Genomic DNA, 23816 nt, shown 5'->3' with positions numbered 1-23816 from the left:
ACAGCACAGCCCGATATGGAGACATGACTAAGGAACTGGCAAGCAGGGCTGCCAGAACGGATGCAGAGGCGGCTTGCTACTTGAACGAAAGGAACAATTATGTCTGAACGTATTGGGTATGCTGTTTACAGCAAGATAGAAGGTGGGTATCTGGTCACTGCATCACCAAGCAATTATCACTGGGATCCTGCTGCGGCACTGATGTATGAGACTACGGCTAAGGCTTGGGCATCAGCAAAACGTCGGGGACCAGGGTACGCAATTGCTGTTGTCATCAGCCGTGGCGAAGATGGTTCTTTGCATCATGAGGAGTTATCCCCTCCAATGAAAGCTGTTTCAGGCAGTTGGATTGTGCGCATCGAGGATGCGGGACTGCCAATAGGCCCCCTATATATCTCAAGCCTTAGTCGCGATGGAAAAAGTCGTGCATCTACAGAAATTTGTGACGCCAGAGGGTTTAGCTATCAGCAAGCAGTTGAGTTAGCCGCCAAATTCCAAGGCAGGCCGAATTGTACCGCTCAAATCGAACAAGTATCTGATTGAATTAATTCACTATGCCGGTTATGTCGATTATCTTGATTCTCATATGAACCAAGTATGTGGGTAAGGTTGCATGCATAGCAAATGGAGATGGCCAGCATTGAAGGTCGCCAGATGGTATCTATTCACCAGGACGGGGTTGACGGCATCAGTTCTGCCGGGATGGGATAATCTGTCTTCTCGATGCACGCCCTGACCACGGCCCTCAACCACTCCTGTGGGCAGCGGCCCAATCGCTTGCCGGTCTCCACCAACGACAGGATGCGCTGGCGAAACAGCTCGCCCCGGTGAGACCACACGCCGTAGCTACCCTTGCGCCAGAGCACATAGCCACGCAGCGCCCGCTCCGCCTCGTTGTTGGTCAGCGCTATTTCGTCGTCAGTCATAAACCGCCACAGCATCTCGTCATCCCGCAGCAGCAACTGGCATCGTCCACGGTAGCGTTTGCTGCACAACAGGGCGCCGCGCTCCAACTGGCTTCGCCAGCTTTGCCGGTAACGCGCGAGCCTGCGCAGGTATTTCTGCTTGCTCAACGCACCGCTTTCCCAACGGTGCCGGGTACGAAACACCGCATCCGCCAGCAAGACCAACCGGGCACCGATGGGCTGGTTGCACTGCTCGCTACTCTCGGCGATGGCCACGAGATTGCGGGCCACGTGGGCCCAGCACAGTTGCCGCTGGTCGGCGTCGATAAACCGGTAGCCGGCGTACTGGTCGGTCACCAGCACCCCGTCAAACTCGGCGCCCAGCAGCCGCTTGGCCGCCTCCTGACCACGGCCATAGGCCGTCATGAAGCAGACGGCTATCTTGCTCAGCGCCAGCCACATCCAGCGGCGCTCTCCACCCCGCTGATGCCGGGTCTCATCGGCATGAACGTGGGTGGCCGTCTGCACCTGCTGCTTGATGGCCTGGTAGGTCGGGGTGAGCATGGCACTCACCCGCCCCTGCGCCTCACTGATGGCGCCCCGGCTAAAACTCAGGCCGAAATGCTGTTTGAGCTGCTGCTGTATCTGGCTGACGCTCTGGTGAAACTGGCCGCTTTGCAGCGCGATGTAGCTGAGCAGATTGGCCCCCATCTGGCTGCTGCTGACGTTGTCTGGCAGTGCGGCCTGGGTCGTGCCGATACACCGTGAGCAGGTCGCACGATACAGTTGGTGTTCGGTGACGAGATAGCTCACCTCGGGCAGCTCGAACACCTGATGAACCTGATAGGGTTTGGCATGGGCCACCATGTCCCCGCCACAGCAAGCGCAATCGGCGGCAGGGTAATGCGGGACCAGGGTCAGGCGGGCATCAAGCGGATGCCGCTCGCGGCGATGTCCCTTGTGACCGGGCTGCGCCCCCCGTTGCTTGCCGGACGCCGGACGCTTGCGGGCCGGCGGCGGTGCACCGGGGCCGTCGCTGGAAGGCGGCTTGGAGGAGTTGCCGCTGTGCTGATTGAGGCGGTCCTCCAGCTCGGCGATGCGGTCGAGGAGCTTATAAATCAGCTCGTTGGCCTGCTCCAGAGTGGTGGGCATTCCCGCGGAATGCATGGTGTTTTTGCTCATGGGGGGAGCGTATCTAAGGAGCAGGATCAAGCAAGCAGGAAAGTGGGATCAAGAGACGATCGTCTCATTTTTCCTGTGTCAATACTGTTCCGGTGAATACTTACGCCAGATGGGGGTTGCAACATGGTGAGTTCTTCGATCTTTACGATGTTGCTTATCAGTTTGGGATACCGATTCATGAGGCCGGTAAAGTTATGCTCTATCTGAGGTCATTACGCTATGTGGAAAAACAGGCTGAAACACGACATTGCAAGCCGGAACAAGGGAAAATGGCAGCTCGGCGGATCTTCATCAAGGTACTGGCCATTCATCCAGAATCAATAAAAGTAGACCCTATAGTTCAGGAGAAACCCAACCTTACTTAGCCCTAATCCACTAATGTACAAAAATTTCTTTCAACGTAGCTAAGTCACGATTGTCGAGCTATTTTATATCGATAATTGAATATTCATTATTTAATAAAGCTCGAGAACTTATATCCTGCTCACCCCCCCTATAACCATAATTACTCATGTAAAAATAATATTACATTGTTAATAGTAATGAATTCTCTCTTTCGGCTACACTTCTGTAATAGCGTGAGCTTGATCACGAAGGCATAATAATAATTGTACCTCTTCCCCATGAAAATTGCATGACCCTCATATAAATAGTACTCTTATGACTACACATATAAATAAAAATGGAAATCTTTATGGAAAAAGTAAAGCTCGTACCGGCCAAAAGGTTTTTTGTTGAAATGTTGACCAGGGATATAGATTTGGCTGATGCAATTTTGGACCTCATCGATAATTGCCTAGATGGAGCTATGCGTGTATTAAAAGGTAATAACAAAGGGCCCAAACCATATCATGGATTCCAAGTCGATATCAGTTACGATGAAAATCATTTCATGATAACTGATAATTGTGGCGGTATACCTAGACAAGTAGCTATTGACTCCGCATTTAGAATGGGAAGACATGACAGCGAACGGGACAAAGACCTACCTACTGTAGGTGTGTATGGTATTGGTATGAAACGGGCCATATTTAAAATTGGTGAGGACAGCTCTGTTGTATGTAATACAGACCATGAACGCTATCAAGTCAATATTACAAAAGAATGGATGATGGATGACTCTGATTGGGAGATACCACTTATTGATTTATCCCATGGGGATGACAGTAATTATGGGACTACAATAGAGATTCGTGAGCTCAGGGAAGGAATAAAACTCCAGTTTTCGAATCAAGACTTTATTGAACAATTACATAGTATAATCTCAACTCACTTCTCCTATATCATATCTAAAGGCTTGAACATCAGAATCAACAAAGAATCTGTCACCCCAAAAATATCTATAACTCGCTATACTAAAGACTTCTCTAATAAAGAAAACGTGATAGCCCCATATATTTATAAACATAGTATCGATGGTGTTGATGTGGAGGTAGCCATTGGCTTCTACCGTTCACTTAGTACAGATGAAGAAGAGCAGGATGAGAAAGACGGAAAGTCAGTGAGCACAAGCGCTGGCATAACCATTATCTGTAATGATCGGGTCGTTCTCCACAACGATAAAACACATATAACTGGTTGGGGTGAAGCAGGAGTACCAAGATATCATACTCAATTTATTGGCATATCTGGCGTAGTTATTTTCCAATCAAACTCTCCTGTGAAATTACCACTTAAGACAACTAAAAGAGGGGTGGATAGTAGCTCTCAAATTTATGCTTTAGCTAAGGATAAAATTAGAGAAGGTATAAAAATATTCACTGATTTCACTAATAAATGGAAAAAAGTTCCTAAGGGCGAGTTGTCACAGCATTTCAGAATAGAGGAAACAGAGTCAGCTCCCAGTATAATGTTATCCCAAAGAGTAAGAAAAGAAGATTGGAGTAATGTACGAAGGGATGGAGGTCAAGTCTTCAAACCTAAGCTACCATTACCTAGAGAAACCGACCCCACTGAACGAGTTATTTTTACTAAGAAGAGAAGTGAGATACAAGCTGTATCAGAATATCTCTTTGATGAAGTAAAACCCACTTCTTTCATTGGGGAGTATTGTTTCGACCAAATTCTTAAAAAGGTGTTGTGATATGTCTTCTGGAACATCAATACCATATCACCTGAGGCCAAATAAGGCTGTCGAGCGCGGTTTGTTTATTCATTCACTACGGAAAATAGATAATTACTTCAACATCTCTGATTATTGTTACATCGGGTTTGGAGGCCCATTTCTAGAAGATTTTAAAGTGCTACATCATGAGTTGAAAATCACAGACATGAAATGCATTGAAATAAATGACAATGTACGACTGAGACAAATTTTCAATAAACCTTTATCATGTATTGATTTTGGTGATAATTCATGTTCTTCAACTGAATTTATAAATAAACACGAGTTCAATAAGCAAACAATTATATGGTTGGATTACGTTTCATTCAAAGACTTATATCAACAACTATCAGACATAACTCAATTATTAAAAAACCTATCGCATGGGGATATATTTAAAATTACGCTGAATGCAAACTCTGCGAATCTAGGTTCAATCAACGACATTTCAAATTTAATGGAGTATAGACTTAAGCAATTCAAAAAGCTGATTACTTCTGATTATGAACCACATAATTTAACAGAAGAGTCTATGCATTCCAGAGAGTTCCCTAATGCTTTATTAAAAGTATTAAAACGAGCTATAGCAAAAGGGATGGCATCATCTAATGACCTTGAAGTCATTCCAATAAGTGCTTTTGTTTATGAAGATGGGCAAAAGATGCTAACTATTATGGGAATTGTCATCGAAAGGGCTCAAAAAATAGAATTTATAGAAAAATCTAGAATTGAGTCTTGGGCTTATTACTCGAAGGATTGGAAAGAACCGATTAACATTACCCTTCCTGCATTGTCAGCAAGAGAGCGTTTATTAGTCGAGCAGATGTTACCTGATAGTAATTATGATGATATAAGAAGTGCATTAGGCTTTTATATTGGGTCAGCTGAGCAACCAGCAAAAGAGCAAATGGAAAGTTTCATATCATACTATCGTTCATTTCCTTGGTTTGGGAAGGTAGTCTTGTAATATTGTTGATACATATGATGCCGGGGTTCAATCACCCCGGCATCTATATAAGAATGCAAATTTATTGATTATAGTTCTGGTCGTTCACCACAGCTCCAGCCTCTCAATGAGGCCCTTCAAGAAAACAAACAAAAAAACCATTAAAATCAAACATTTAAATTTAATGCAGGTAACGGTCGCGTAAGCATACAAAGTTTGCGATAATGTGTGGACTGAAGGTTATTGGAAGCACAGCGATGATTAAAAAACCATCTATAGTTGACCTGTTTAGCGGATGTGGAGGCTTCGGCTTAGGAGCTGAACTTGCCGGTTTCAGAACCGTTGCTGCAGTTGACATCGACGCAACCCTTCAATCTTCATATCGGCTCAATTTCCCCCATGCCCGCACCATTACTGGAGATTTATCCAAAATGGATGCCGAGTCTTGGCAAATGATACTTAACGGCCTTGAAGTTGATGGCGTAATTGGTGGTCCACCTTGTCAAGGTTACAGCCGAATGGGCAAATCTGATAAGGATGACCCAAGGCGGTCTCTGTTGGGACATTTTTTTAGAACTGTGAATATCATTCGTCCAAAATTCTTCATCATGGAAAATGTTGAAGGTCTTATGGATGAACGGAATCGTTATGAGTTAGAGAATGCAATACAAGTCCTTGACAAACACTATGTCGTTCTCGAACCAATGATCGTTGATGCGTCTCTATATGGTGTTCCGACAAAACGGAAACGTGTGATTCTAGTTGGTTATGATCCAAAGCATATAACATCTCTAACCGCTGAGGATTTTAAACCAACCGAAGCCCCTACCATCACTGTTCATGACGCAATATCGGATCTGGCAGACCCAATATCACAATCCAAAGACAAGGATGATTTTGGTTGGGGAGGATATGCCAAGAATCATGATCTATCGGCTTATGCTATTCGCATGCGTGAAAAACCTGTTGATGGATTAGGGTGGGCTGAATCACTTCAAAAACAAAACCATGGTCTCATCAGTGGTTTTTTCGATACACAGCATACGATAGCAGTTAGAAAACGTTATTTAGAAACAGAACCTGGAACAGTAGACAGTATCAGCAGGGCTAAAAAATTAGCATGGGACGGTTTATGCCCCACATTGCGAGCAGGCACAGGCTCTGATAAAGGTAGCCACCAAGCCGTGCGCCCCCTCCATCCAGAGCAACCGAGAGTCATTACCGTTAGAGAGGCCGCAAGACTGCAAGGGTTCCCTGATTGGTTCACCTTTCATCCAACCAAATGGCACAGCTTCAGGATGATAGGTAACAGTGTATCGCCATTACTTTCAGAGGCTATTTTAGGTAGAATAAGAAAGAGACTCGAACTGAACAACATAGACTCTTCAAGAAAAGTAATGTAATTAAGCAGCGAGGTTGTATACCACCAATGGAAACCGTGCGTGATGTAACAATAAAGACAGGTATTGAGCCTTCATTTTTAGTCGAAACGCTTACAACAGACATTGAGCTTACTGATGCGTTATTTGACCTGATCGATAACTCTATCGATGCTGCAAGGGATAAAATCCTATCAGAGCATAATGTTAAATTTGATGACTATGGCCTTCCTGCTGATTACTCAAGCTATAAAATAATTTTAAGATTCACTGAAAATAGTATTACAGTTAAGGATAACTGCTCAGGATTTAATGAAAAAACACTAACCGATACGGCCTTTATCACTGGCAAAAGGTCAAATCATCAGTTTGGAATTGGCCATTATGGATTGGGATTAAAGCGAGCACTGCTTAAAGCAGGGGAAAAATTTGGATTGGTCACCGATAACGGTGAATCTAGATATCGTGCTATATTTAGCTCATCTTCTTTTGCTACCAATGGGAAAAATGAAATCCCAGCAAAGCAGCTTCATTCAAAAAATAAATCATATACGTTATTTACCGTTTCAGATTTATTTCAAGATATAAAATATCAAATCAAAGATAATGCCTGGTTTAATTATGCAATTAAAAAAATAGCCGTAAGATATGGTCTCTTTATCCAAAAGGGGCTATCGATAACGGTTACAAGATGTATATCAGGTAGTTGTTCAACAGAAACAATTAAAAGTTCTATCCCAGGCCTAAGGATGACCACCCCGCTCCTTCCTTTTACCGATAGAATTAATGACTTTGATGGGATAAACGTCTATTTTAATGTAGGTGTCCATGAAGGCTATCGTTTTTCTGGGGAAGCAGATCATGATACAAAAAATAATGGCCTCATTAGTGGAACATATGGCTTGTATTTTATAAGTAATGATCGAGTAATTGTAGATGCCAGCATAGACAAAAAATACGGCTTTACAACATCTTGGCATAATGAATATAGTGGTTTCATTTGCTTGGTACGAATGGTTGGCAACAACCCTGGTAAATTACCTTGGAACACAGCCAAGACAGAGCTAAAACTTGGCTCAACAATTTTTTTAGGTATTAAAGACAAAATAGAAGTTTTAGCAAAACAATATCGTTCCAGAGCGAAAGTATTAATTAAAGCATGGAAAGAAATCAAGTTGGACTCATCTATCTCTGAAGAGAATAGAAAAATAACTTTTGCTAAAATGACAGGAATTAGTCTTTCTAATTTTGCCAATATTCCAACATCAGCCGACTTAGATAAACCCGATGTAAATGCCGTATCTATTAATAAACCTCAAGATACCAATGCAGGAAAACCAACAGGGAAAAATAACAGCGAAGCACAAAAAACTGCTTTTGAGGCTAAAGATCTAAAAAAGAGAGCAGAAAATAACAAAGATAAACATTCTCAAAATTGGACTACATTATTGCCGGCTAAATTTCCCATATCAGGGGATGAGCAAATATTAGACAATCTAATTATTGAGTCAATCGACCTAGAAATGAAGGTCGCACCTCACGCCAGTGCTATGCTATATCGCTCTATTATCGAAGCAGCATCCAAACGATTCGTTAAGAAAAGAGGCTTGTTCCAAGAAATTAAAGAGCACTATTATTCCAGAGGTGAAGGTAAGAGGAAAAATCACTCTGATGAATATAAGCAGCAACAGGGCATTGATTTAAGTATGATTGCTGATTGGCTAGTAGTGCAAAATAATATTTTTCCATTAGATGAACGTAAACAATTGAAGTTAGCTGCGAAAAAACTGAAAGAACATATCAGTACATTAAATGGGATTGTTCATGGAGTTCAACTCACCAATGATCCTCAGCTTTCTATTATTAGGAATGATACTATAGCGATCATTCGTTTTCTTGTGACTTAATAAAATACGGACACAATACAAACTTATCTTCTTTATAAAAGATAGTCTGACATCGGAACAATCCCGATATCAGATTATCTTTTATATAAAAAGTATTACTGCTATTCGCGAAAGGGCGTTACCATATCAATATTTCTATTTACCTTCTTCAAATCTCTATATGCCTGAAGGGCTGTTGCAATAAGGCAACCGCGCATGGGATCCCATACTGTAGCCTCCAAGATACTTTTATCTGACTGTTGTGTATGTATCCACTCAATAACACCAAGCGCAGTGGATTGTGTATACGTTCGGCCAGTAGTCATGACAGTTATAACCGCTAATGGAATCTGAGAAATCCACCCATACAAACTCAACGCGCACTCTAAGCTGATATAAGACAGTTCACGAGGACGTAATCTATTGATCAAATGCTCCAAGGGATACATAGGCATTGAACGAGCATCCGGCCAGACATAGAGACCTCCACCAACCTTTAGCAAGTTTCCAGCACGACATTGCCTCACAAGTGAGTTCTTTAGTTGTTGATGAGGCTCTTTTGGAAACATCAATGCTAGTTCATGATGTGCGTAGACCCAACAGTCATGTTGTTGGTCAAAGTGCCTTAACTGAGCGATCAGCTCTGATGATTTCATAGACATATCATAATCAATTTTGATTACTTTATGTATACTTGAGATTCAAGCAGCTCACATCCTCAGCAGATAAAAATGCGTATTCCGGCGAAGTTGAACAGCCATTCCGGCCAACGTGAACACCCAGATCCTTAACGCGCTCACGTCATCCCGTTTCTAACTCGACTGTTCAGATTGGGTCAACTCACTTCTCTTCTTTCTCATCGATTCTCCCTTCAGTGACAGCCGGTGAGCGTTGTGCATCAGCCGGTCCAGGATCGCATCTGCCAGGGTGTTGTCCCCCAAGCTCGCGTACCACTCTTCCGTTGGCAGCTGACTGACCACGACCGTCGAGTATTTCCCATATCGATCATCCATTATCTCCAGCAGGGCGTTGCGCTGCTCGGCATTCACCGCTTCCAGTCCCCAGTCATCGAGGATCAGCAGCTCTATCCTTGCCAGTTGACCCAGCAGTCTGGCGTAACTGCCATCTACCTTGGCCTGGCTCAGTTCAAGCAGCAGACGTGGCAGCCGGTAGTAACGAGTGCTATGCCCTTGCTGGCAGGCTTGGTAGCCCAGCGCACAAGCCAGGTAGGTTTTTCCACAGCCACAGGGACCGGTAATGAGCAGGTTCTGCCCCCGGTGCAGCCATTCTCCTTGGGCCAGGTTTGCTACCTGTGACCGCTCCAGGTTGCGTGCAGACTGGTAGTCCACCTCTTGTACCGTGGCCTGGAGTTTGAGCCGCGCCTGCTTGACCAGCCGAGCTTGTTTACGCTGCTCCCGGCTCAGTTGTTCGTGTTCGACCAGCAGGCTTAGCCGCTCGATGAAGGGTAGCCCTTCGTAGGTACTCGCCTGTTCAAGTTGTTGTTGCACGGCATCCGCCATGCCGGTCAGTTTCAGGTTTCTCAGGCGAGTCAGGGTTTGTTGGGTCATGGGCGTATCCTCTTTAGTGGAAGCTCTGGGGGCCACGGATGTTCTCGTGCTCTTGCGGTAACTCTGGGTAGCTCAGCGGGCTTGCGGGCAGTTGGTCGCGGCCACTGGTCAGCACCGACTTGAGCTGCTTGAGTCGCACCAGTCCTTCCCGGTTGGCCAACTGGCAGCAGGCCTCGACCCGTGATGGCGGATACTCCCGGCTAAGACTCAATAGCCCCAGGCAGAGTCGGTATGCCTGCTCGGCATGGGCTTTCTCTTCCAACCGTTCGCTAACCCAGCACAAGGTGCCCGGTCCGATGTCAGCAGCCCACTGCTTGAGACGGCCTGGCGTCCAGCGTTGCTGCTTGCTGTGACGTTCCGGCATGTGTTCCGGGAGCGTGCTCATCCCCGGGATGGTTTTACGCGGATGGCTCGCGACCAGCTGTTGCTGGTGATAGACCTGAAGCAAAGTGTCGCCAGCATGGAGCTCCAGTTGCTGGCCCACATACTGGTGTGGCACCGAGTAGTGGTGCTGCTCATAGCTGACGTGATAGTCGATGTTGACCTTGACCGTTTTGATGGCGACATAGCGATAGGGATGCACCGGCAGTGGTCCCAGTGCCGGGCGGTCCAACTGCTCAAACGCCTCGCGCCGGTTACCGGGCAGTTGCTTGAACGGGCGCTCGTTGAGTTCGTTCAGCAAGGCCCGGATGCACTGGTTGAGCTCGGCGAGCGAGAAGAAAGTCTGATGGCGCAGGCGGGCCAGGATCCAGCGTTCGACGATCTGCACACCCACTTCAGCCTTGGCTTTGTCCTTGGGCTTGTAAGGGCGCGCTGGCATCACCGCCACCTGATAATGCTCGGCCAACTGCTGGTAGCTGGGGTTGAGCTCGGGATCGTATCGGCAAGCCTTGCTGACACCGCTCTTGAGGTTGTCGGGGATCAGCAGTGCCGGGGTACCGCCGAAAAACTCAAAGGCACGGACATGGCTTTGCAGCCAGTCCGGCAGTGACTGTGACCAGGTGGCCTCGGCAAAGGTGTAGTTGGACGCACCGAGCACGGCGACAAAGACTTGTGCCTGGCGGACCTCACCCGTAGTCGGCGACACGATGGGCACCGTGGGCCCGCAGTAGTCGATAAAGAGCTTTTCCCCCGCCTTATGGAGCTGGCGCATGGAGCGCTTTTGCAACTGACACCAGGACTTGTAACGGTCGCAGAACTGGGAGTAACTGTAACAGCTGTTGGGATAGCGCTGGGTGTACTCCTCCCAGAGCAGTTGCTTGGAGATCCCCTTGCGCTTGAGCTCCTGATGGACAGAGGGCCAATCCGGCACGACATGGCGGGCCGAGATGGTGGTATCGGCCTGCGGATAGAACAGGGCAGCCAGTCGGGCATCATCAAGCTCGGTGGGCAAGGGCCAGGTCAGGCCGAGCGTCTGGGCACTTTTGAGGAGTTTCTGGATGGAGCCAACGCTGACCTTGGTGCAGCAACTTATCTGGCGAACAGAGAGGTCAGCTTCCAGCCGCAGTCGCAGCACTTCACGAATTTTACGCATTGCAATCCTCTTGGCAGACATAGGCTCTTCCCTGGCAAAAGGAAGAGCGTATCAAAGGTTGTTAAATCAATGCGTTAAGGATGATTCCGGTGAATGTGAACAGTGATTCCGGGATGTTGAACACTGTTTCCGGAAAGGAGGTGCAAAGTGTTCAGGTTGAACCGGAATGAGCGTTCACATTGGTCCGGAAATGGTGTTCACGTTGAACCGGAATTGGTGTTCATGATCGGCCGGAATATGCAAAAAACCCTTGAACAAGCTCGAAAATTGCTAGAACAGCACTTAGAAGCTGTTCACAATCTCCTGAGCAACAGAGCCAGAAAGGCCATGAATGGACCCATACAGAACAATCCGCTACCACAATTTTGAACGGCACGGTAGGAACCCTATGAGGGGATGCTTGTGCAGGCATATCGAGACATCAAGCGGGTTGGACGTAACCTTGATCTTGTTACCCCACACCAAGAAGAAAATGGAGTGAGCGATAAAATATGAAGGGTGGCATATGGCGGCTCTTATGGCTGTACTTTTCATCTTAAAAGCGCTGTTCGTAGGATCAACTGAGCTGTTGTTTGACTTACTCGGGTTCCACAACGTGCTCCTCTTCAAAGACCAGTTCTGGTGGAGGGCTGCATCCTGGCCGACAGCTCTCGCGGTTCTGCTGCACTGGACGCGGTCATAATCTTCAAAAACACATGGATAGCATGAAAACTCCATTCACTATTGAAAAACTATCAGCACAAGAGGGAGCTTGGAGAATCGATTGGTTTGGCAATGTGGCCTATCCAGACCTCAACAGGCGGCAATCTCAGCCATCCATTGCAGTTCAGTTGTCTCGGCACCCACGTCCCCACCCCATGAAAGAAACTGACAGGAAAGAGGTATGGTTGCCAATTGGACTTCTGCCATTTTTAAAGGTAGGCGACATCTGGCAACACGGTCAGGCAACCGGTGAAAATACCGCCCCGACAAAAGAAGCGTTTCTTAAGCTGAAAATAAGCACTGAAACAACAAGCTTTTATAAAGCTGGCGGAAAACCAAATTCCGAAAAGTATGGTGCGTTACGCTCATTAATATACTGGCTACCTATTCATTTGCATCCATGGCATAGCGCACATACACATTCGAACTGCATCGTCATCACAGACCGAACTCAACTACAAATCATCATCCCTTGTATGGAGCTCATACGCTTTTACTTCGGATCTTCGAGCTCGCTTTTATCTACCCTTTTCAAACCAATGCTTACCCGAACTGAGTTAGCTAAACAGTACGTAAAACGCTCAGATGAATCTGTGTTTCTCCGTCTTGCTGATGGAATCTCTGGTGCATCCGCCGCAGATATTGCACGAATACTCTACTCCCCTGCGGCGTGGAGTGCGGCTTCTTTGATCGGAAAAAGTGCTCTTTCTTGCTCCAGCCTTGGTCTCCCAATCTACCCAAAATGCCGGTTTCCTTTTGACGGTGAAACAGATCTACACGTTTCTGGACAATGGCTCAGGCATGATGGATCGCAAGTTGGAACATTTATTGTTTATGAGATCATTTCCTGTTCTCATGATTTTCCGTTTAAATCCATCCGATATGTAGCTACTGGGAATAAAGCCAAATTCAAGCTATCAGACTCGGCCTATCGGCCTGATCAACAAAAAAGTGAAAGAAAAACTGATGATGCCATCTTATTAACTGATTCAGATCCAGATGAGAAGAGACAGACTAGGCATGTACAGTTCATCTCAGCTAGTTCCAGATTCCCGGATCTCGAAACTAAAACCATTTTTAGAAACCCAAGTTTTTCGATTCCAAAAGATCAGCCTTACTCCGCTGCACCTTCTGGTGCATTCAGTGTCGGGGCTACAGGTCAAGGTAAGGGCATTACCCCCGTAGAAATCGAAAGTGGAGTACCCTCTCAACACTTTGATGTTCAAGAGTTACCTGAGTTCTTCCAGGCTGGGCTATCAACATTGCATAATGCGCTTTGCTTCACACTCATGACGCCTTACAGCCTAGCTGCATATGCGTTCCCGATCCCTGTCATCCATGACCCACAGATGAATCCCTACGCTACTTGCTTTACTCAAAATGGAAGCGAGAAACCAAGACGTCGCATGATGGGGTGCGTGCAAGTTGAGTACACCGACCGGGTTGAAGGGACTCTCATCATTGAGCCTATCTATGGCGATATACCTGAGATCGTTTCGTTTGAGCTCTCTGAGGAGTTTTTTGATCTGAATTTGGTGAAAAAGCAGCTCCGTATTTATTGGGGTGAACAGACTGAACTTACAACTTGATTGAACACTTGGGGATCCAATAAATCAGTCCTTCATGAAGGAAAGTCAGCCCGTCACCATCGTCTTCAAGTCCCTCTTTCGCAATCTGCTGCCTGATACTGACATTCGACAACCCGTGAAAGTATGCCAGAGCAGTGATAGCCCACATTTTTTGAAATGCTTTATCGGACCTAGACATCTGAACCATTTCTGCAAGCCTCTTTTCCAGCACAGCTTTATCCTGATTTTTATGCTTCTTTTGATGGATCTGCCTCACATCCAGCGCGGCATGCTGCTCCCGGTTCAGGTACGTAATAAAGCCATACACAGCAGCCTTTTGTCCTGGGTATTGGGAGAGATATGCACACAAGTCCTTTTGGTCAGGGATAGATCTCCCCGCTTTGAGACTTTGCCCCAGTAATTTCTTGGCCGGAGTCAACGCTAGCCGCACAGATCTCAGCGATAGTCCCCCTTGCTGATGTTTGGTACGCAGATATTGGTAGTAGCCCACCAACAATCGGTTGGCCAGTGGATCTGAAACACCGAGAAGAAGTCGCTCAATACCCCTTACCTCTGAGTCTTCAAGCCTAGAATTGCCATCCTCACCCCATCCATGGCTATCAATAAGCCAGTGAACAGCTAAGCGATGACGCCTCAGCATGTCAGCACCGAATTGCTTCACCAACTGCTGATAACTTATTGATTCATTTATATAGAGGTGTTCTATGGATTCGAAAAACACCAAATATCGAGCAAGCAACCTCGATGCTCGATGGGCACCACAATGTCCAAGAAGCCAGCGTGAAAAAGCTAGATACAACTCCTGCACTGGAGGATGAAGCACACCCTGATTGAAATGAAGCCGCTGCTCAAAAACCTGCAGCCAGTGGCAATTTTTGCATGTATTCCCCAGCCCTGCTGGCATGGGGGCCCCGCATTTTGAACAGGGTATAGCTCCTAACGCCAAACACCTCGAACATAGCTTTTGTCCATTGGGAGCATCCTGCAATCGCCGAGATCGGCCACAAGCCTGGCAGCAGGCATGGTCAGCTCTAGCGCATCGAGGACAGACGGGCTCATCAAAACCAAGCCGCTGTACCCGAGAAAGGTGGCGCGAAACTGAGCCACACCGGCTACATACCTTCTCTTCAGAAAAGTACCTGGCGCATGCCATGCATACAGGTCCATATTCACTCATTAGCCCGAGTCGATACCCCTCCTTGCCGCAGCGAACACAGGGTTTACGCTTTTCGCAGCTCGAACAGATTGCGTTAGGATGCCTCTCTGGCAACCGAGCCATCTCACCGCATTGAGGACATGGTTTGCGCTTAAATTCACGCGCATAACATGTTCCACAGTAGGACTCTTGCTTGAAGATCCGGTGCGCTCGCTCCATAAGTCGACCGCAGCCGAAACACTCTCGGGTAGAGATATCGTTCATCGCTGCAGGCCATGGCGGCGTAACAATCTGGCCCATTCACGGCGAACAACCTCTTTGGCTTTCGGCCTCCGGATCTGAATGGGATTAGTTCTGATGCGTTGAATACTGTTTGCCGGTAGATCATCGAGCCAATCCATCACAACCTCTGATGGCCAACTAAGTTCATTCATCAACGTATTGCGTGAGATCCCGTATTCCTTGAGTAAATGGAGCAGTAGATCGCGCTCAAGGGATAGCATCTGAGCCACCGCCGCCAGGAGGGGTTTTCTTTGCTCGATCGGTAAAAGCTCTATTGGTAACTGTGTTGGCGGCAACGGAAGTGAGTGCAAATCAATTCCAGTGGCCTGGATAAAATCCCCTAAATGCGAGGGTGCCTTTTGTTCTCTGAATGCCGCGCGTCGGATGAGATTGAGTAAAAGTTTGGCCAATAAAAACCAGTCTAGGGATGATATCTGCCTGTCTCCCCAATCTGCCGCCCCTGTACCAACGACATTGGACGCCAGTTTCTGGAAATCCGTCTGCATCGCCTCAACACGAGCAGAGACCGCCGAGCTGAGGTCATAGCCACAGTGGAAGCAAATCCCTATGTGGGGTGTCTGTGCTGAAACTCGGTGATACTGAACCGGCATATTGCAGGAAGGGCAGCTCTCAATCAGCTCATGATGATGTAGAGGACAGTAGGTATGCCATGCCAAGCGCCATTGCCACCGAAAATAGGGCTCATCCATTCGTAAGCAACTTGGACAATAGGGCACGCCCATCTTGTGCTGACGATTACGACTCCCTATTGCGATCACCCAAGGCAAATTGGAAGGCCTTTTCCCGATTAAAAAGATTTTCCCATCCAGATGATGAAACAGGGTCATGTTATGCAACTCATCAATGCTCAAGCCTGATGAGCCGCACAGGCTCTGTAATCTTGTGTCATCAAGGGTACGATCAATATCGACTGTCCAAGCTCTCCACGTTGGCCACACAGCGGATGTGAGAGACATTGGATCACACCCATGAGCCAAGGATGCTCTGACGAGCCAAGAGGACAACAGCTCATCCTTGAGAGGGGATATCTGTACAGGCCAGATAAGGTTCACCTCATGGTTTCTCTCAGGCCGTTTGTGGGACGAAGCCACATGTGCTGTCCAATCAGGTCACGGCTGACTTGCTCCGAACCATCCTTGATTGCTGCGATGGCACATGTAGAAAGTAATCGCTGCAGATTGCCCAGATTACCTCCTGAGATCGCATGGAGAAGCTGGATGCACTCTGCTGTACGCAATGACGATGGCCGCTTTAGCGGCAAGATACGCTCGAAACTTAGCACCAACTTTGCGAACTCGTTGTCCAGCTTCCAAGCTGGCAGGGTTTTGACATCAAAGCGACTGGCATGTTGGGGATCTGTGTGCAGAACACGAACAGCCTCTGTCGTCCCCACCGCCACAATAGGGATCATGAGTTCATTACATAGCAGTTTAATGGCATTCATGAGCTCCCGCTGTTTGATTGCAGAGCCAGCCAGCAGCGAGTGAAACTCGTCGATAATCAGCATCTTCACCTTACATACCCGGCAGAGGTGAATAACCTGGTAGCGCAGTTTTACTGTTGGATCAGATATTCGATAGGGCGTGAAAAATCGCTCCAGTATCGATACATATAACCCTTTCTCATCAGCCGTTGGCGGTGATTCCGCAAGGATGATGGGCTTGAATCCTTCCGGGTGTTCATCCTCAGTAGCCTTGTAATACTGCTCATGGAAATGACGCACAATTGTAGTCTTGCCGTTGTTGGGTTCACCAACCAGTAGCAAATTCAACATCCTGGGTTTCTTAGGCTGTTCAACGAGCTCATTGAGAGCTGCCAGTATCTGGTTGGCTGCAGTGTAACCAATCCACCTCGGCTGGTTTATGAAGGCCATTCGCTCTTGGTCCGACAGATTCATCACATGTCGGAAGTCGGGATGAAGGTGCGCGAGATCATTCATGCTATATCTCCATCGTCGTAAGGCTCTATCTCGCTGAAATCTAGCGCTGATGGCTCAGGTATCGGAGATATGGGTGTGCCGGGGACCGGCAAGGGGGTTGCAGGACTAATACCTTTCTCATGTTCACGTCTGCGTTGTGACTGTCGACGTGCTTTTTTGGTCGAGCTTTTGGACTCTTCGACGATCTCACGCAGTTGAGTGATGGTATTGAGGATCTGGGGTTCAGTCGGGGACACGTATCCCTGCTCTTTCAATCGCTTCCTAGCCTGCTGATACTCCCACATGCTCATTGATGGTAGTGACTGATCTGCCAACGGGACCTTGAAGTATTGCTCTAGCTCTGGGTCAAAGAACCAGATGTAGGAAATATCTCTTGGGTCCCGACGAAAAATGAACTGTCTTTTTGTCCCGGTCTCCGGATCTGTGGCATTGAGCCAGAAGCGCAACGTGTCTGCAAAGTAGGTGAGCCCCTCAATGGTGACACCGAATACCTGCACGGTTCGTCTGAATGACGGCAGGAAGTCGAGTAGGATCGTCATCCTGTCTGCTGGTCTTGGTGGGTAGCCAATCCCGTCAACTTCACTATTTCCATTGATGCCAATATCCCACTTGGTCAGAGGACTCATGCCAATGCCATTGTGGTAGCGTTGGTGATAAATATTGCAGATAAACGTCACCAGCCACTTCTCGAGCTCGTCCTTGGTCATGACGGCCCGCTTGTCGGAGTCGTAATCCTTACGTTCTCGGATATTCGAAAATGTGGTTCCTGGCAAGTCATGCAGCTCTTTGACCAGAGTGCCGAGGATCCGCTCTATGTGTCCGCCATACCGGGGCTGTTTGACCGGTCTGAAGCTTAGATTGATGCCGTACATCTGACAGGATTTGCTGAAGTTGATAGAGCGAAAGTCAGCGCCATTATCCACATGGATCGTTTTAGGGATGCCCCATACAGGCCAGCTACTTTCCACTCGGTGCAATGTCATCCACTCCTCCTTGGGAAGGATGGAATGGGCAACACACATGGCGACAGACGTTTCGGAAGGCGGATCGAAAGAGAGGTAATACCCGGTCACCATCCGGCTATAGACATCCATTGCCAATGTAATCCACGGGCGGCCGATGGGTTTACGATGGACATCGTCGACCAAGATGATGTCGGCTGGCGTGTGGTCAATCTGGATGACAGAGAGAGGGTAGTCTGCGCCAGGGAAACTACCGGGAGCAGCAGTAAATTTGTTCTTCGCCTTCTCCCTGAAGCCTCGCCTCCTCAGCTGCTCTCGCTCTGATATCTGCTCTACTCTTGCCCTGATAGCCGAAGCCCCAGGAGGTGGAATGTTTTGCTTCTCGCATTGGAGAAAAACTTCATTAACAACCTTTTGAATAGAAGAGCGTTGAACGGTCAAGTAAATGGATTCAATGGTCTCGTTGATGAGCTGTTCTTGCTGTGGGGTCAATCGGGTTCGGCCACCTCGCCAACCACGGCTCATCGGTATGAGAGCCGACAGTGTCTCTACTGCCTGATATCTGGATAGCCAGCGATACAAGGTCGCAGGACTGACACCGACCTCGAGAGCACGGTTATTAACCTCTTCTCGTCCAATACTGGGAGCTTGGTCGAGCAGGGGTTTTATGGCTTCGAATCGTTCATTAGCAGTGCGCCAATCTTTATCCTCGATATCATCGAGGTCAATGCGGGGATCCAGTTTGGCGACCTGCGGATTTGGTGGGGATGAGAGCTCATTAATAGGGAGTAGTTTTTTGCGACCTGTGATTACGTCACTACCAAGCAGACTGTTGAAATCGATTTGCTGCACGATTCGGTATGTCAGCCCTTCATGCTGAACAAACTGGCCAACGTCCAGGGCCAGCCGCTGGCGGACGGGGACGATGCCACCTTGCGTCCTTGTTGGCTTGTTATTATCCATTTTGAAGTGTCCAAAGCACGGTCGCGCCATCAAGCTGCTGTGTGATGTCACAGTCGATTTTACGGGTTGCCAGGAGATACCAAATGGCAACAACCCAGGGGCGTTCATCTCCTGCTATTACCCCACAGTGAGCGAACAGAGCATCACGACTCAACGGCCCTATTTGATACAGGGCATGCAGTAACGTATCTGAGTGTCCTGGTGCTTGAGCAAAACGTTGGTAGCGTTCAAGGAACTTGATGTTTTCAAGCGCACGGTCGCGGATCCGCGACTCGTCATAGATCTTGAATGACCATCCTTGATTGCGTGCAAAACGTCTTGCGGCCTTCCACTTGGATGACCATGCCCGCCAGTTTTCCATCCATAGATCCCGGGGTTTTACTTCCACCAGGACATGTTGCGTGGCTTCACCATTGAGGCGCCGTAAGGACATCAGAAAATCAGGGGTATAGGTGTAGGCCCTACCGTTGTCACCGATGAATGGGATTTCAACGGGCTGAGGAGTGATCGAGACAATATTGGGGAAAAATTCGTGGCGAATGAGGAAGTCGCGCTCCAGCGTGGATTCATACTGGATCGCCTCTTTTCCACGAAACGAATAGCTACCAGAGACACTTCGGCGGGTAGGGCCTATCTTACGAACTTGATGCACCTTAACCTTGTCGCAGCTATTTCCACTCAAAGTAGACCTCGTCTCATCTATTGACAAAAAATCGTCTCATTTATTTGAGTAAAAATAGCCCTAAATCATTGATCTATGGTTTGACCTGTCTCACTAATTTCGAAAAATGACAGGGGTACCCATCCCAGGCCTGGCGAAATTTCCCTCGCCCACAACGGGGTACTGTTTCTGGATGAATTGCCGGAGTTCGAGCGCAAGGTGCTCGACTCCCTGCGCGAGCCGCTGGAAACCGGGCACATTACCATCAGTCGCGCCGCCCGCCAGGTGGATTTTCCCGCCCGCTTCCAGCTGGTGGGTGCCATGAATCCCAGCCCCTGCGGCCATTATGGCGACGGCCAGACCCGCTCCAGCCCGGATCAGATCCTGCGCTATCTGGGCAAGCTCTCCGGCCCCTTTCTCGATCGGTTCGATCTGACGGTAGAGGTCCCGCTCTTGCCCAGGGGGAGCCTGACCGGCAAGGTGGAGCGGGGGGAATCGAGCCAGCAGATACGCGAACGGGTGCTGGGGGCGCGAGAGCGCATGCTGAGTCGCAGCGGAAAACTCAACAACCTGCTGGATAGTCGTGAAATCGAAGATGTTTGCAGATTATCGCCACAGGATGCCGAGTTTCTGGAAGGTGCCATCCAGAAGCTGGGGCTCAGCATCCGGGCCTGGCACCGCATCCTGCGGGTATCGCGCACCATCGCCGATCTGGCGGGGCACGCCACCATCGAGAGAGCGCATCTGATCGAAGCCCTGGGCTATCGTGCCATGGATAGGCTGTTGTCGCGGCTGCGCGGGGGCCAGTGAGCGGGGGAACGGCAGCAGCCACCACCCGACCCGGAAAGGGCGCCACCATGGTCTAGTCGTGGGCCGGCTGATATTATGGCAACAGATCTGACCACTTGGTTGCCATCCACCAATACGAAGACGGATTCCACCATGCCCAACAAGCTGATAGAGCGACTGCGCGGCAGCCTCTCGACCCTGCTCTATTTCATCAACACCCTGTTCTGGTTTGTCCCCGTCCTGCTGCTTGGCCTCATCAAGCTGCTGCTGCCCTTCAAGGGGGCGCGACGTCTCTGCAACACCCTCCTGGACGGCTGCGCCACCCACTGGATAGGTTTTAACAATCTGATCCAGAAAACCATTATCAACACCCCTTTCGATGTGGTCGGAGTGGACAAAGGGCGCCGGAATGAGTGGTATATGGTGATTGCCAACCACCAATCTTGGGTCGACATACTGGTATTGCAGCGGATTTTTAATCAAAAAATCCCCTTCCTGAAGTTTTTCCTCAAGAAAGAACTGATTTGGGTACCTTTTCTCGGTCTGGCCTGGTGGGCGCTGGATTTCCCATTCATGCGGCGTTATTCCCGAAAATTTCTGGAAAAGCAACCGCATCTGAGGGGAAAAGACATAGAAACCACGCGCAAGGCGTGTGCCCGTTTCCGCCATATGCCGGTGAGTGTGATGAACTTCGTGGAAGGGACCCGCTTCACCGTCGGCAAGCACGACAGGCAAGGGGCACCCTATCGTCATCTGCTGCACCCGAGAGCAGGGGGCATCGCCTTCACCCTGGCGGCCATGGGGGATCAACTGCACAAGCTGGTGGATGTGACCATCGCCTATCCCGGCGGCGTCCCCAGCTACTGGGACTTCATGTGCGGTCGGGTCAAGGAGATCAAGGTTCGGGTCCGCTTTCTGCCGATCGAACGCAATCTGGTGGGGGATTACTTCAATGACCCCGAGTTCCAACAAGAGTTTCAACAGTGGTTGAACGGGATCTGGCACGAGAAGGACCAGACCCTGGATAAGCTGCTGGCGGACAAGACGCAGTAAGACACTCATGCCAAACCTGCTCCCGGGCCCCCTGGTGCTGTTCATCAGCGCCGGCCTGACCATACTGTTTACCGCCCTGTGTGCCAGCCTGATCCTGCTGGTTTCTCTGGCCAAACTGCTGCTGCCCGTGCCGGCCTTTGGTCGCGCCTGCAGCCGGCTCAACAATCGCTTCATGGGCCTGTGGCTCGGTTGCAACGCCCTGGTGATCCGCCTCACTACCCGCATCGACTGGCAGATTGAGGACAATACCCGGCTGCGCAAGGATGGCTGGTATCTCATCATCAGCAACCACATGAGCTGGACCGATATCGTGGTGCTCGGCCACCTGTTTCGCAATCGGCTGCCGGTGCCCAAGTTCTTCATGAAGCACGAGCTCATTTACATCCCGCTGCTGGGGCTCGCCTGCTGGGGGCTGGACATGCCATTTATGCGCCGCTATTCGAGAGAGTTTCTGTTAAGAAATCCGCATCTGCGGGGCAAGGATATCGAGACCACCCGCAACGCCTGCGAGAAGTTTCGCCACATACCCACCACCGTCATCAACTTCGTGGAGGGGACCCGCTTCACCGATCAGAAGCGCGAGGCCGCCCGCTCCCGCTATCGCCATCTCATGCCCCCCAAGGCGGCAGGACTCGCCTTCACCCTGGCAGCCATGGGGGATCAGTTCGACAGCCTGATCAACGTCACCATCAGCTACCCGGACAACCCCGACACCCCCTTCAAGGATTTCCTGATGGGGAAGATGAAGCGCATCCGGGTGCGGATCGAGGAGCTGCCGGTGGACGAGCAACTGGTGGGGGACTACTTCAACGACAAGCAGTTCAAACGCGGTTTCCAGGAGTGGCTGAATGCACGCTGGAAGGAAAAAGACGAGGTGCTGGCGCAGTGGCAGGCGGCCGATGCGGCGGCTCAGACCGATCCGCAGGCAGCCAAGGCGAGCGCCGAGGCCAGCTCGGGCAGCTGATCCTCGCTGAACACCGCGATGCCATGGCGGCGCAGCAAAGCCGTGGTCTTGCCCTCTCCCGCCAGTGAAACCCCTTCGAAGCGGCCATTATAGATGCGGCCGCTGCCGCAGGAGGGGCTCCCCTCCTTCAGAAGGGCGAAGCGAATGTCCTGCTGCTGACAGAGGGCCAGCGCAAGGGCAGCGCCCCGATCGAACTCCTCCGTCACATCCAGCCCGCTTTCGGTAACCACCCGCTCCCCCTGGCGCTCGGCAGGGGGGCGTGGCGTCGGCAGGCCACCCGCCACCTCGGGGCAGAAGGCCAGTACCCGCCCCTCGGCTCCCAGCGCCTGCAGCCAGTCGCTGACAATCCCCTTGCTCTGGCCGTCGTAACGCACTGGCTGCCCCAGCAGACAGGCACTCACCAGCACCTTGTGCATTCCCGTCTCTCCCATGTTTTCACTTCCTGTGTGAGGTGCCAGTGCACCAGACCCGCTATGGGGCAACAATCCGGCTTTCGCAGACATCAGCTTATGCTTCCGCACCGTGCATGACCTGATCGAACATGACGCAGCAGGGGGTCTCCAGCCGATAGAGGATGGCGGGACGTTGCTTGCCGGTGCGCTTGCGCCCTGTGTCCACCAGGATGTCGGCACGGTGGAGCCGCTTGCGAAAGGCGGCCGTGTTCATGGGGGTCTGCAGGACGATCTCGAACGCCCGTTGCACCTCGGAGAGGGTGAATTCTGCCCCCAGCAGATGCAGCGGCAGGGTGCTGTAACGGCTCTTGATGCGCAGCCGCTCCAGCCCCATGGCGACCAGCTTGCCGTGATCGAAGGCGAGTTGCAGGCCGGGCAGATCGTCCAGAGGATGCCAGCGACCGCGCACCGCCCCCCCATCGGGATCCGCCAGACAGAGATAGACGAGGGTGGTGGACCAGCCGCGGGGATCCCGCTCCAGGTTGCCGAGGGTACAGACCTGCTCGCTGTAGCAGTGCTCCAGCCCCCACTCTGCCAACAGGCGATGGCGAGCCGCGTCCAGATCCCGATCCCGGGCCTCGTCGATGCGCAGGGCCGGCAACTGCCAGCAGTGGGCAAAGGGGGGGCGATCCCGGGTCTCGAGAAGCAGCTCGAGCCGCTCCTCGCGCAACCGCAGCACCACCATATCCAGACTCATTCTCGGCATCCTGGTCGACCTGCTCGCCTTCTAATAATGTTTGGTAGATAATATCACAAGAATATTATGTGAAGGAGCCATC

At 49.8% G+C, this 23816-nt stretch carries 19 protein-coding genes and 1 pseudogene; 9 read left to right on the top strand and 11 right to left on the bottom strand.

Annotated elements, in window-relative coordinates; translation table 11 throughout:
• The first annotated feature begins 99 nt into the window (after window positions 1–99).
• On the top strand, window positions 100–543 hold the full coding sequence (locus tag C2U47_RS22900; RefSeq protein WP_158657410.1) for a hypothetical protein: 444 nt from the start codon (window positions 100–102) through the stop codon (window positions 541–543).
• A 122-nt stretch (window positions 544–665) separates the two neighbouring features.
• Here C2U47_RS22900 and C2U47_RS11050 read toward each other — a convergent pair whose 3' ends face one another.
• Window positions 666–2087 carry an IS66-like element ISKpn15 family transposase gene (locus C2U47_RS11050; protein WP_032495448.1) on the bottom strand — a complete coding sequence of 474 codons (1422 nt, stop codon included), beginning with the start codon at window positions 2085–2087 and terminating at the stop codon, window positions 666–668.
• Window positions 2088–2781: 694 nt separating this feature from the next.
• On the opposite strand from C2U47_RS11050, the gene C2U47_RS11040 reads away from it, so the two are divergent.
• The 4 genes from C2U47_RS11040 (at window position 2782) to C2U47_RS11030 (ending at window position 8423) form a co-directional block, all read left to right on the top strand.
• A complete protein-coding gene (locus tag C2U47_RS11040; RefSeq protein ID WP_199766849.1) occupies window positions 2782–4170 on the top strand; it encodes an ATP-binding protein in 1389 nt (462 codons plus the stop codon).
• Window position 4171: 1 nt separating this feature from the next.
• A complete protein-coding gene (locus tag C2U47_RS22895) occupies window positions 4172–5158 on the top strand; it encodes an O-methyltransferase (protein WP_158657409.1) in 987 nt (328 codons plus the stop codon).
• Window positions 5159–5361: 203 nt separating this feature from the next.
• Window positions 5362–6540, top strand: coding sequence for a DNA cytosine methyltransferase (locus C2U47_RS11035; protein ID WP_199766848.1), 1179 nt, complete (start codon window positions 5362–5364; stop codon window positions 6538–6540).
• 26 nt (window positions 6541–6566) lie between these two features.
• Window positions 6567–8423, top strand: a complete 1857-nt coding sequence (locus tag C2U47_RS11030; protein WP_103261647.1) for an ATP-binding protein — start codon at window positions 6567–6569, stop codon at window positions 8421–8423.
• 101 nt (window positions 8424–8524) lie between these two features.
• On the opposite strand, the gene abiEi is transcribed toward C2U47_RS11030, so the two are convergent.
• From abiEi to istA, 3 genes are all read right to left on the bottom strand, one after another.
• Entirely contained in the window at window positions 8525–9064 is a 540-nt protein-coding gene (gene abiEi / locus C2U47_RS22890) for a type IV toxin-antitoxin system AbiEi family antitoxin (RefSeq protein WP_158657408.1), read from the bottom strand.
• A 150-nt stretch (window positions 9065–9214) separates the two neighbouring features.
• Window positions 9215–9970, bottom strand: coding sequence for an IS21-like element ISAs29 family helper ATPase IstB (istB, locus tag C2U47_RS11025; protein ID WP_103261646.1), 756 nt, complete (start codon window positions 9968–9970; stop codon window positions 9215–9217).
• A gap of 13 nt (window positions 9971–9983) precedes the next feature.
• Complete coding sequence (gene istA, locus C2U47_RS11020) at window positions 9984–11525, bottom strand: IS21-like element ISAs29 family transposase (protein ID WP_103261645.1); 1542 nt, start codon at window positions 11523–11525, stop codon at window positions 9984–9986.
• Window positions 11526–12208: 683 nt separating this feature from the next.
• On the opposite strand from istA, the gene C2U47_RS22885 reads away from it, so the two are divergent.
• Window positions 12209–13795, top strand: a complete 1587-nt coding sequence (locus tag C2U47_RS22885) for a hypothetical protein (RefSeq protein WP_158657407.1) — start codon at window positions 12209–12211, stop codon at window positions 13793–13795.
• Here C2U47_RS22885 and C2U47_RS11010 read toward each other — a convergent pair.
• The 5 genes from C2U47_RS11010 to C2U47_RS10985 all read right to left on the bottom strand — a co-directional run bounded on the left by C2U47_RS11010 (window position 13785) and on the right by C2U47_RS10985 (window position 19800).
• Window positions 13785–14699 carry a hypothetical protein gene (locus C2U47_RS11010; RefSeq protein WP_158657406.1) on the bottom strand — a complete coding sequence of 305 codons (915 nt, stop codon included), beginning with the start codon at window positions 14697–14699 and terminating at the stop codon, window positions 13785–13787. The two genes, C2U47_RS22885 and C2U47_RS11010, sit on opposite strands and share 11 nt — an antisense overlap.
• Before the next feature lie 512 nt (window positions 14700–15211).
• Window positions 15212–16306, bottom strand: coding sequence for a TniQ family protein (locus C2U47_RS11000; RefSeq protein WP_158657405.1), 1095 nt, complete (start codon window positions 16304–16306; stop codon window positions 15212–15214).
• Complete coding sequence (locus tag C2U47_RS10995; RefSeq protein ID WP_021465520.1) at window positions 16303–17193, bottom strand: TniB family NTP-binding protein; 891 nt, start codon at window positions 17191–17193, stop codon at window positions 16303–16305. The genes C2U47_RS11000 and C2U47_RS10995 overlap by 4 nt, the downstream gene beginning before the upstream one ends.
• Window positions 17190–19118, bottom strand: a complete 1929-nt coding sequence (locus C2U47_RS10990) for a Mu transposase C-terminal domain-containing protein (protein WP_198497291.1) — start codon at window positions 19116–19118, stop codon at window positions 17190–17192. Before C2U47_RS10990 ends, C2U47_RS10995 begins: the two co-directional genes overlap by 4 nt.
• Window positions 19111–19800: a TnsA endonuclease N-terminal domain-containing protein gene (locus tag C2U47_RS10985; RefSeq protein ID WP_103261956.1), complete on the bottom strand. Its 690-nt coding sequence runs from the start codon at window positions 19798–19800 to the stop codon at window positions 19111–19113. Before C2U47_RS10985 ends, C2U47_RS10990 begins: the two co-directional genes overlap by 8 nt.
• A 114-nt stretch (window positions 19801–19914) precedes the next feature.
• On the opposite strand from C2U47_RS10985, the pseudogene C2U47_RS10980 reads away from it, so the two are divergent.
• The 3 genes and pseudogenes from C2U47_RS10980 to C2U47_RS10970 form a co-directional block, all read left to right on the top strand.
• Window positions 19915–20589: pseudogene (locus tag C2U47_RS10980) on the top strand (ATP-binding protein); the annotation flags it as partial.
• A 132-nt stretch (window positions 20590–20721) separates the two neighbouring features.
• On the top strand, window positions 20722–21621 hold the full coding sequence (locus C2U47_RS10975) for an acyltransferase (RefSeq protein ID WP_049636080.1): 900 nt from the start codon (window positions 20722–20724) through the stop codon (window positions 21619–21621).
• A 7-nt stretch (window positions 21622–21628) separates the two neighbouring features.
• Window positions 21629–22585, top strand: coding sequence for an acyltransferase (locus tag C2U47_RS10970; RefSeq protein WP_039039684.1), 957 nt, complete (start codon window positions 21629–21631; stop codon window positions 22583–22585).
• On the opposite strand, the gene C2U47_RS10965 is transcribed toward C2U47_RS10970, so the two are convergent.
• Together C2U47_RS10965 and C2U47_RS10960 are read right to left on the bottom strand one after the other, a co-directional pair.
• A complete protein-coding gene (locus C2U47_RS10965; protein WP_049636081.1) occupies window positions 22531–23016 on the bottom strand; it encodes a DUF523 domain-containing protein in 486 nt (161 codons plus the stop codon). The two genes, C2U47_RS10970 and C2U47_RS10965, sit on opposite strands and share 55 nt — an antisense overlap.
• Window positions 23017–23092: 76 nt before the next feature.
• Window positions 23093–23743, bottom strand: a complete 651-nt coding sequence (locus C2U47_RS10960; RefSeq protein WP_049636082.1) for an NUDIX hydrolase — start codon at window positions 23741–23743, stop codon at window positions 23093–23095.
• Window positions 23744–23816 lie beyond the last annotated feature (73 nt).

The organism is Aeromonas sp. ASNIH7, from assembly GCF_002903485.1.
Classification (GTDB): domain Bacteria; phylum Pseudomonadota; class Gammaproteobacteria; order Enterobacterales; family Aeromonadaceae; genus Aeromonas; species Aeromonas caviae.
The sequence above is the reverse complement of the archived record's forward strand: the minus strand, read 5'-3'. Positions and strand labels throughout refer to the sequence as shown.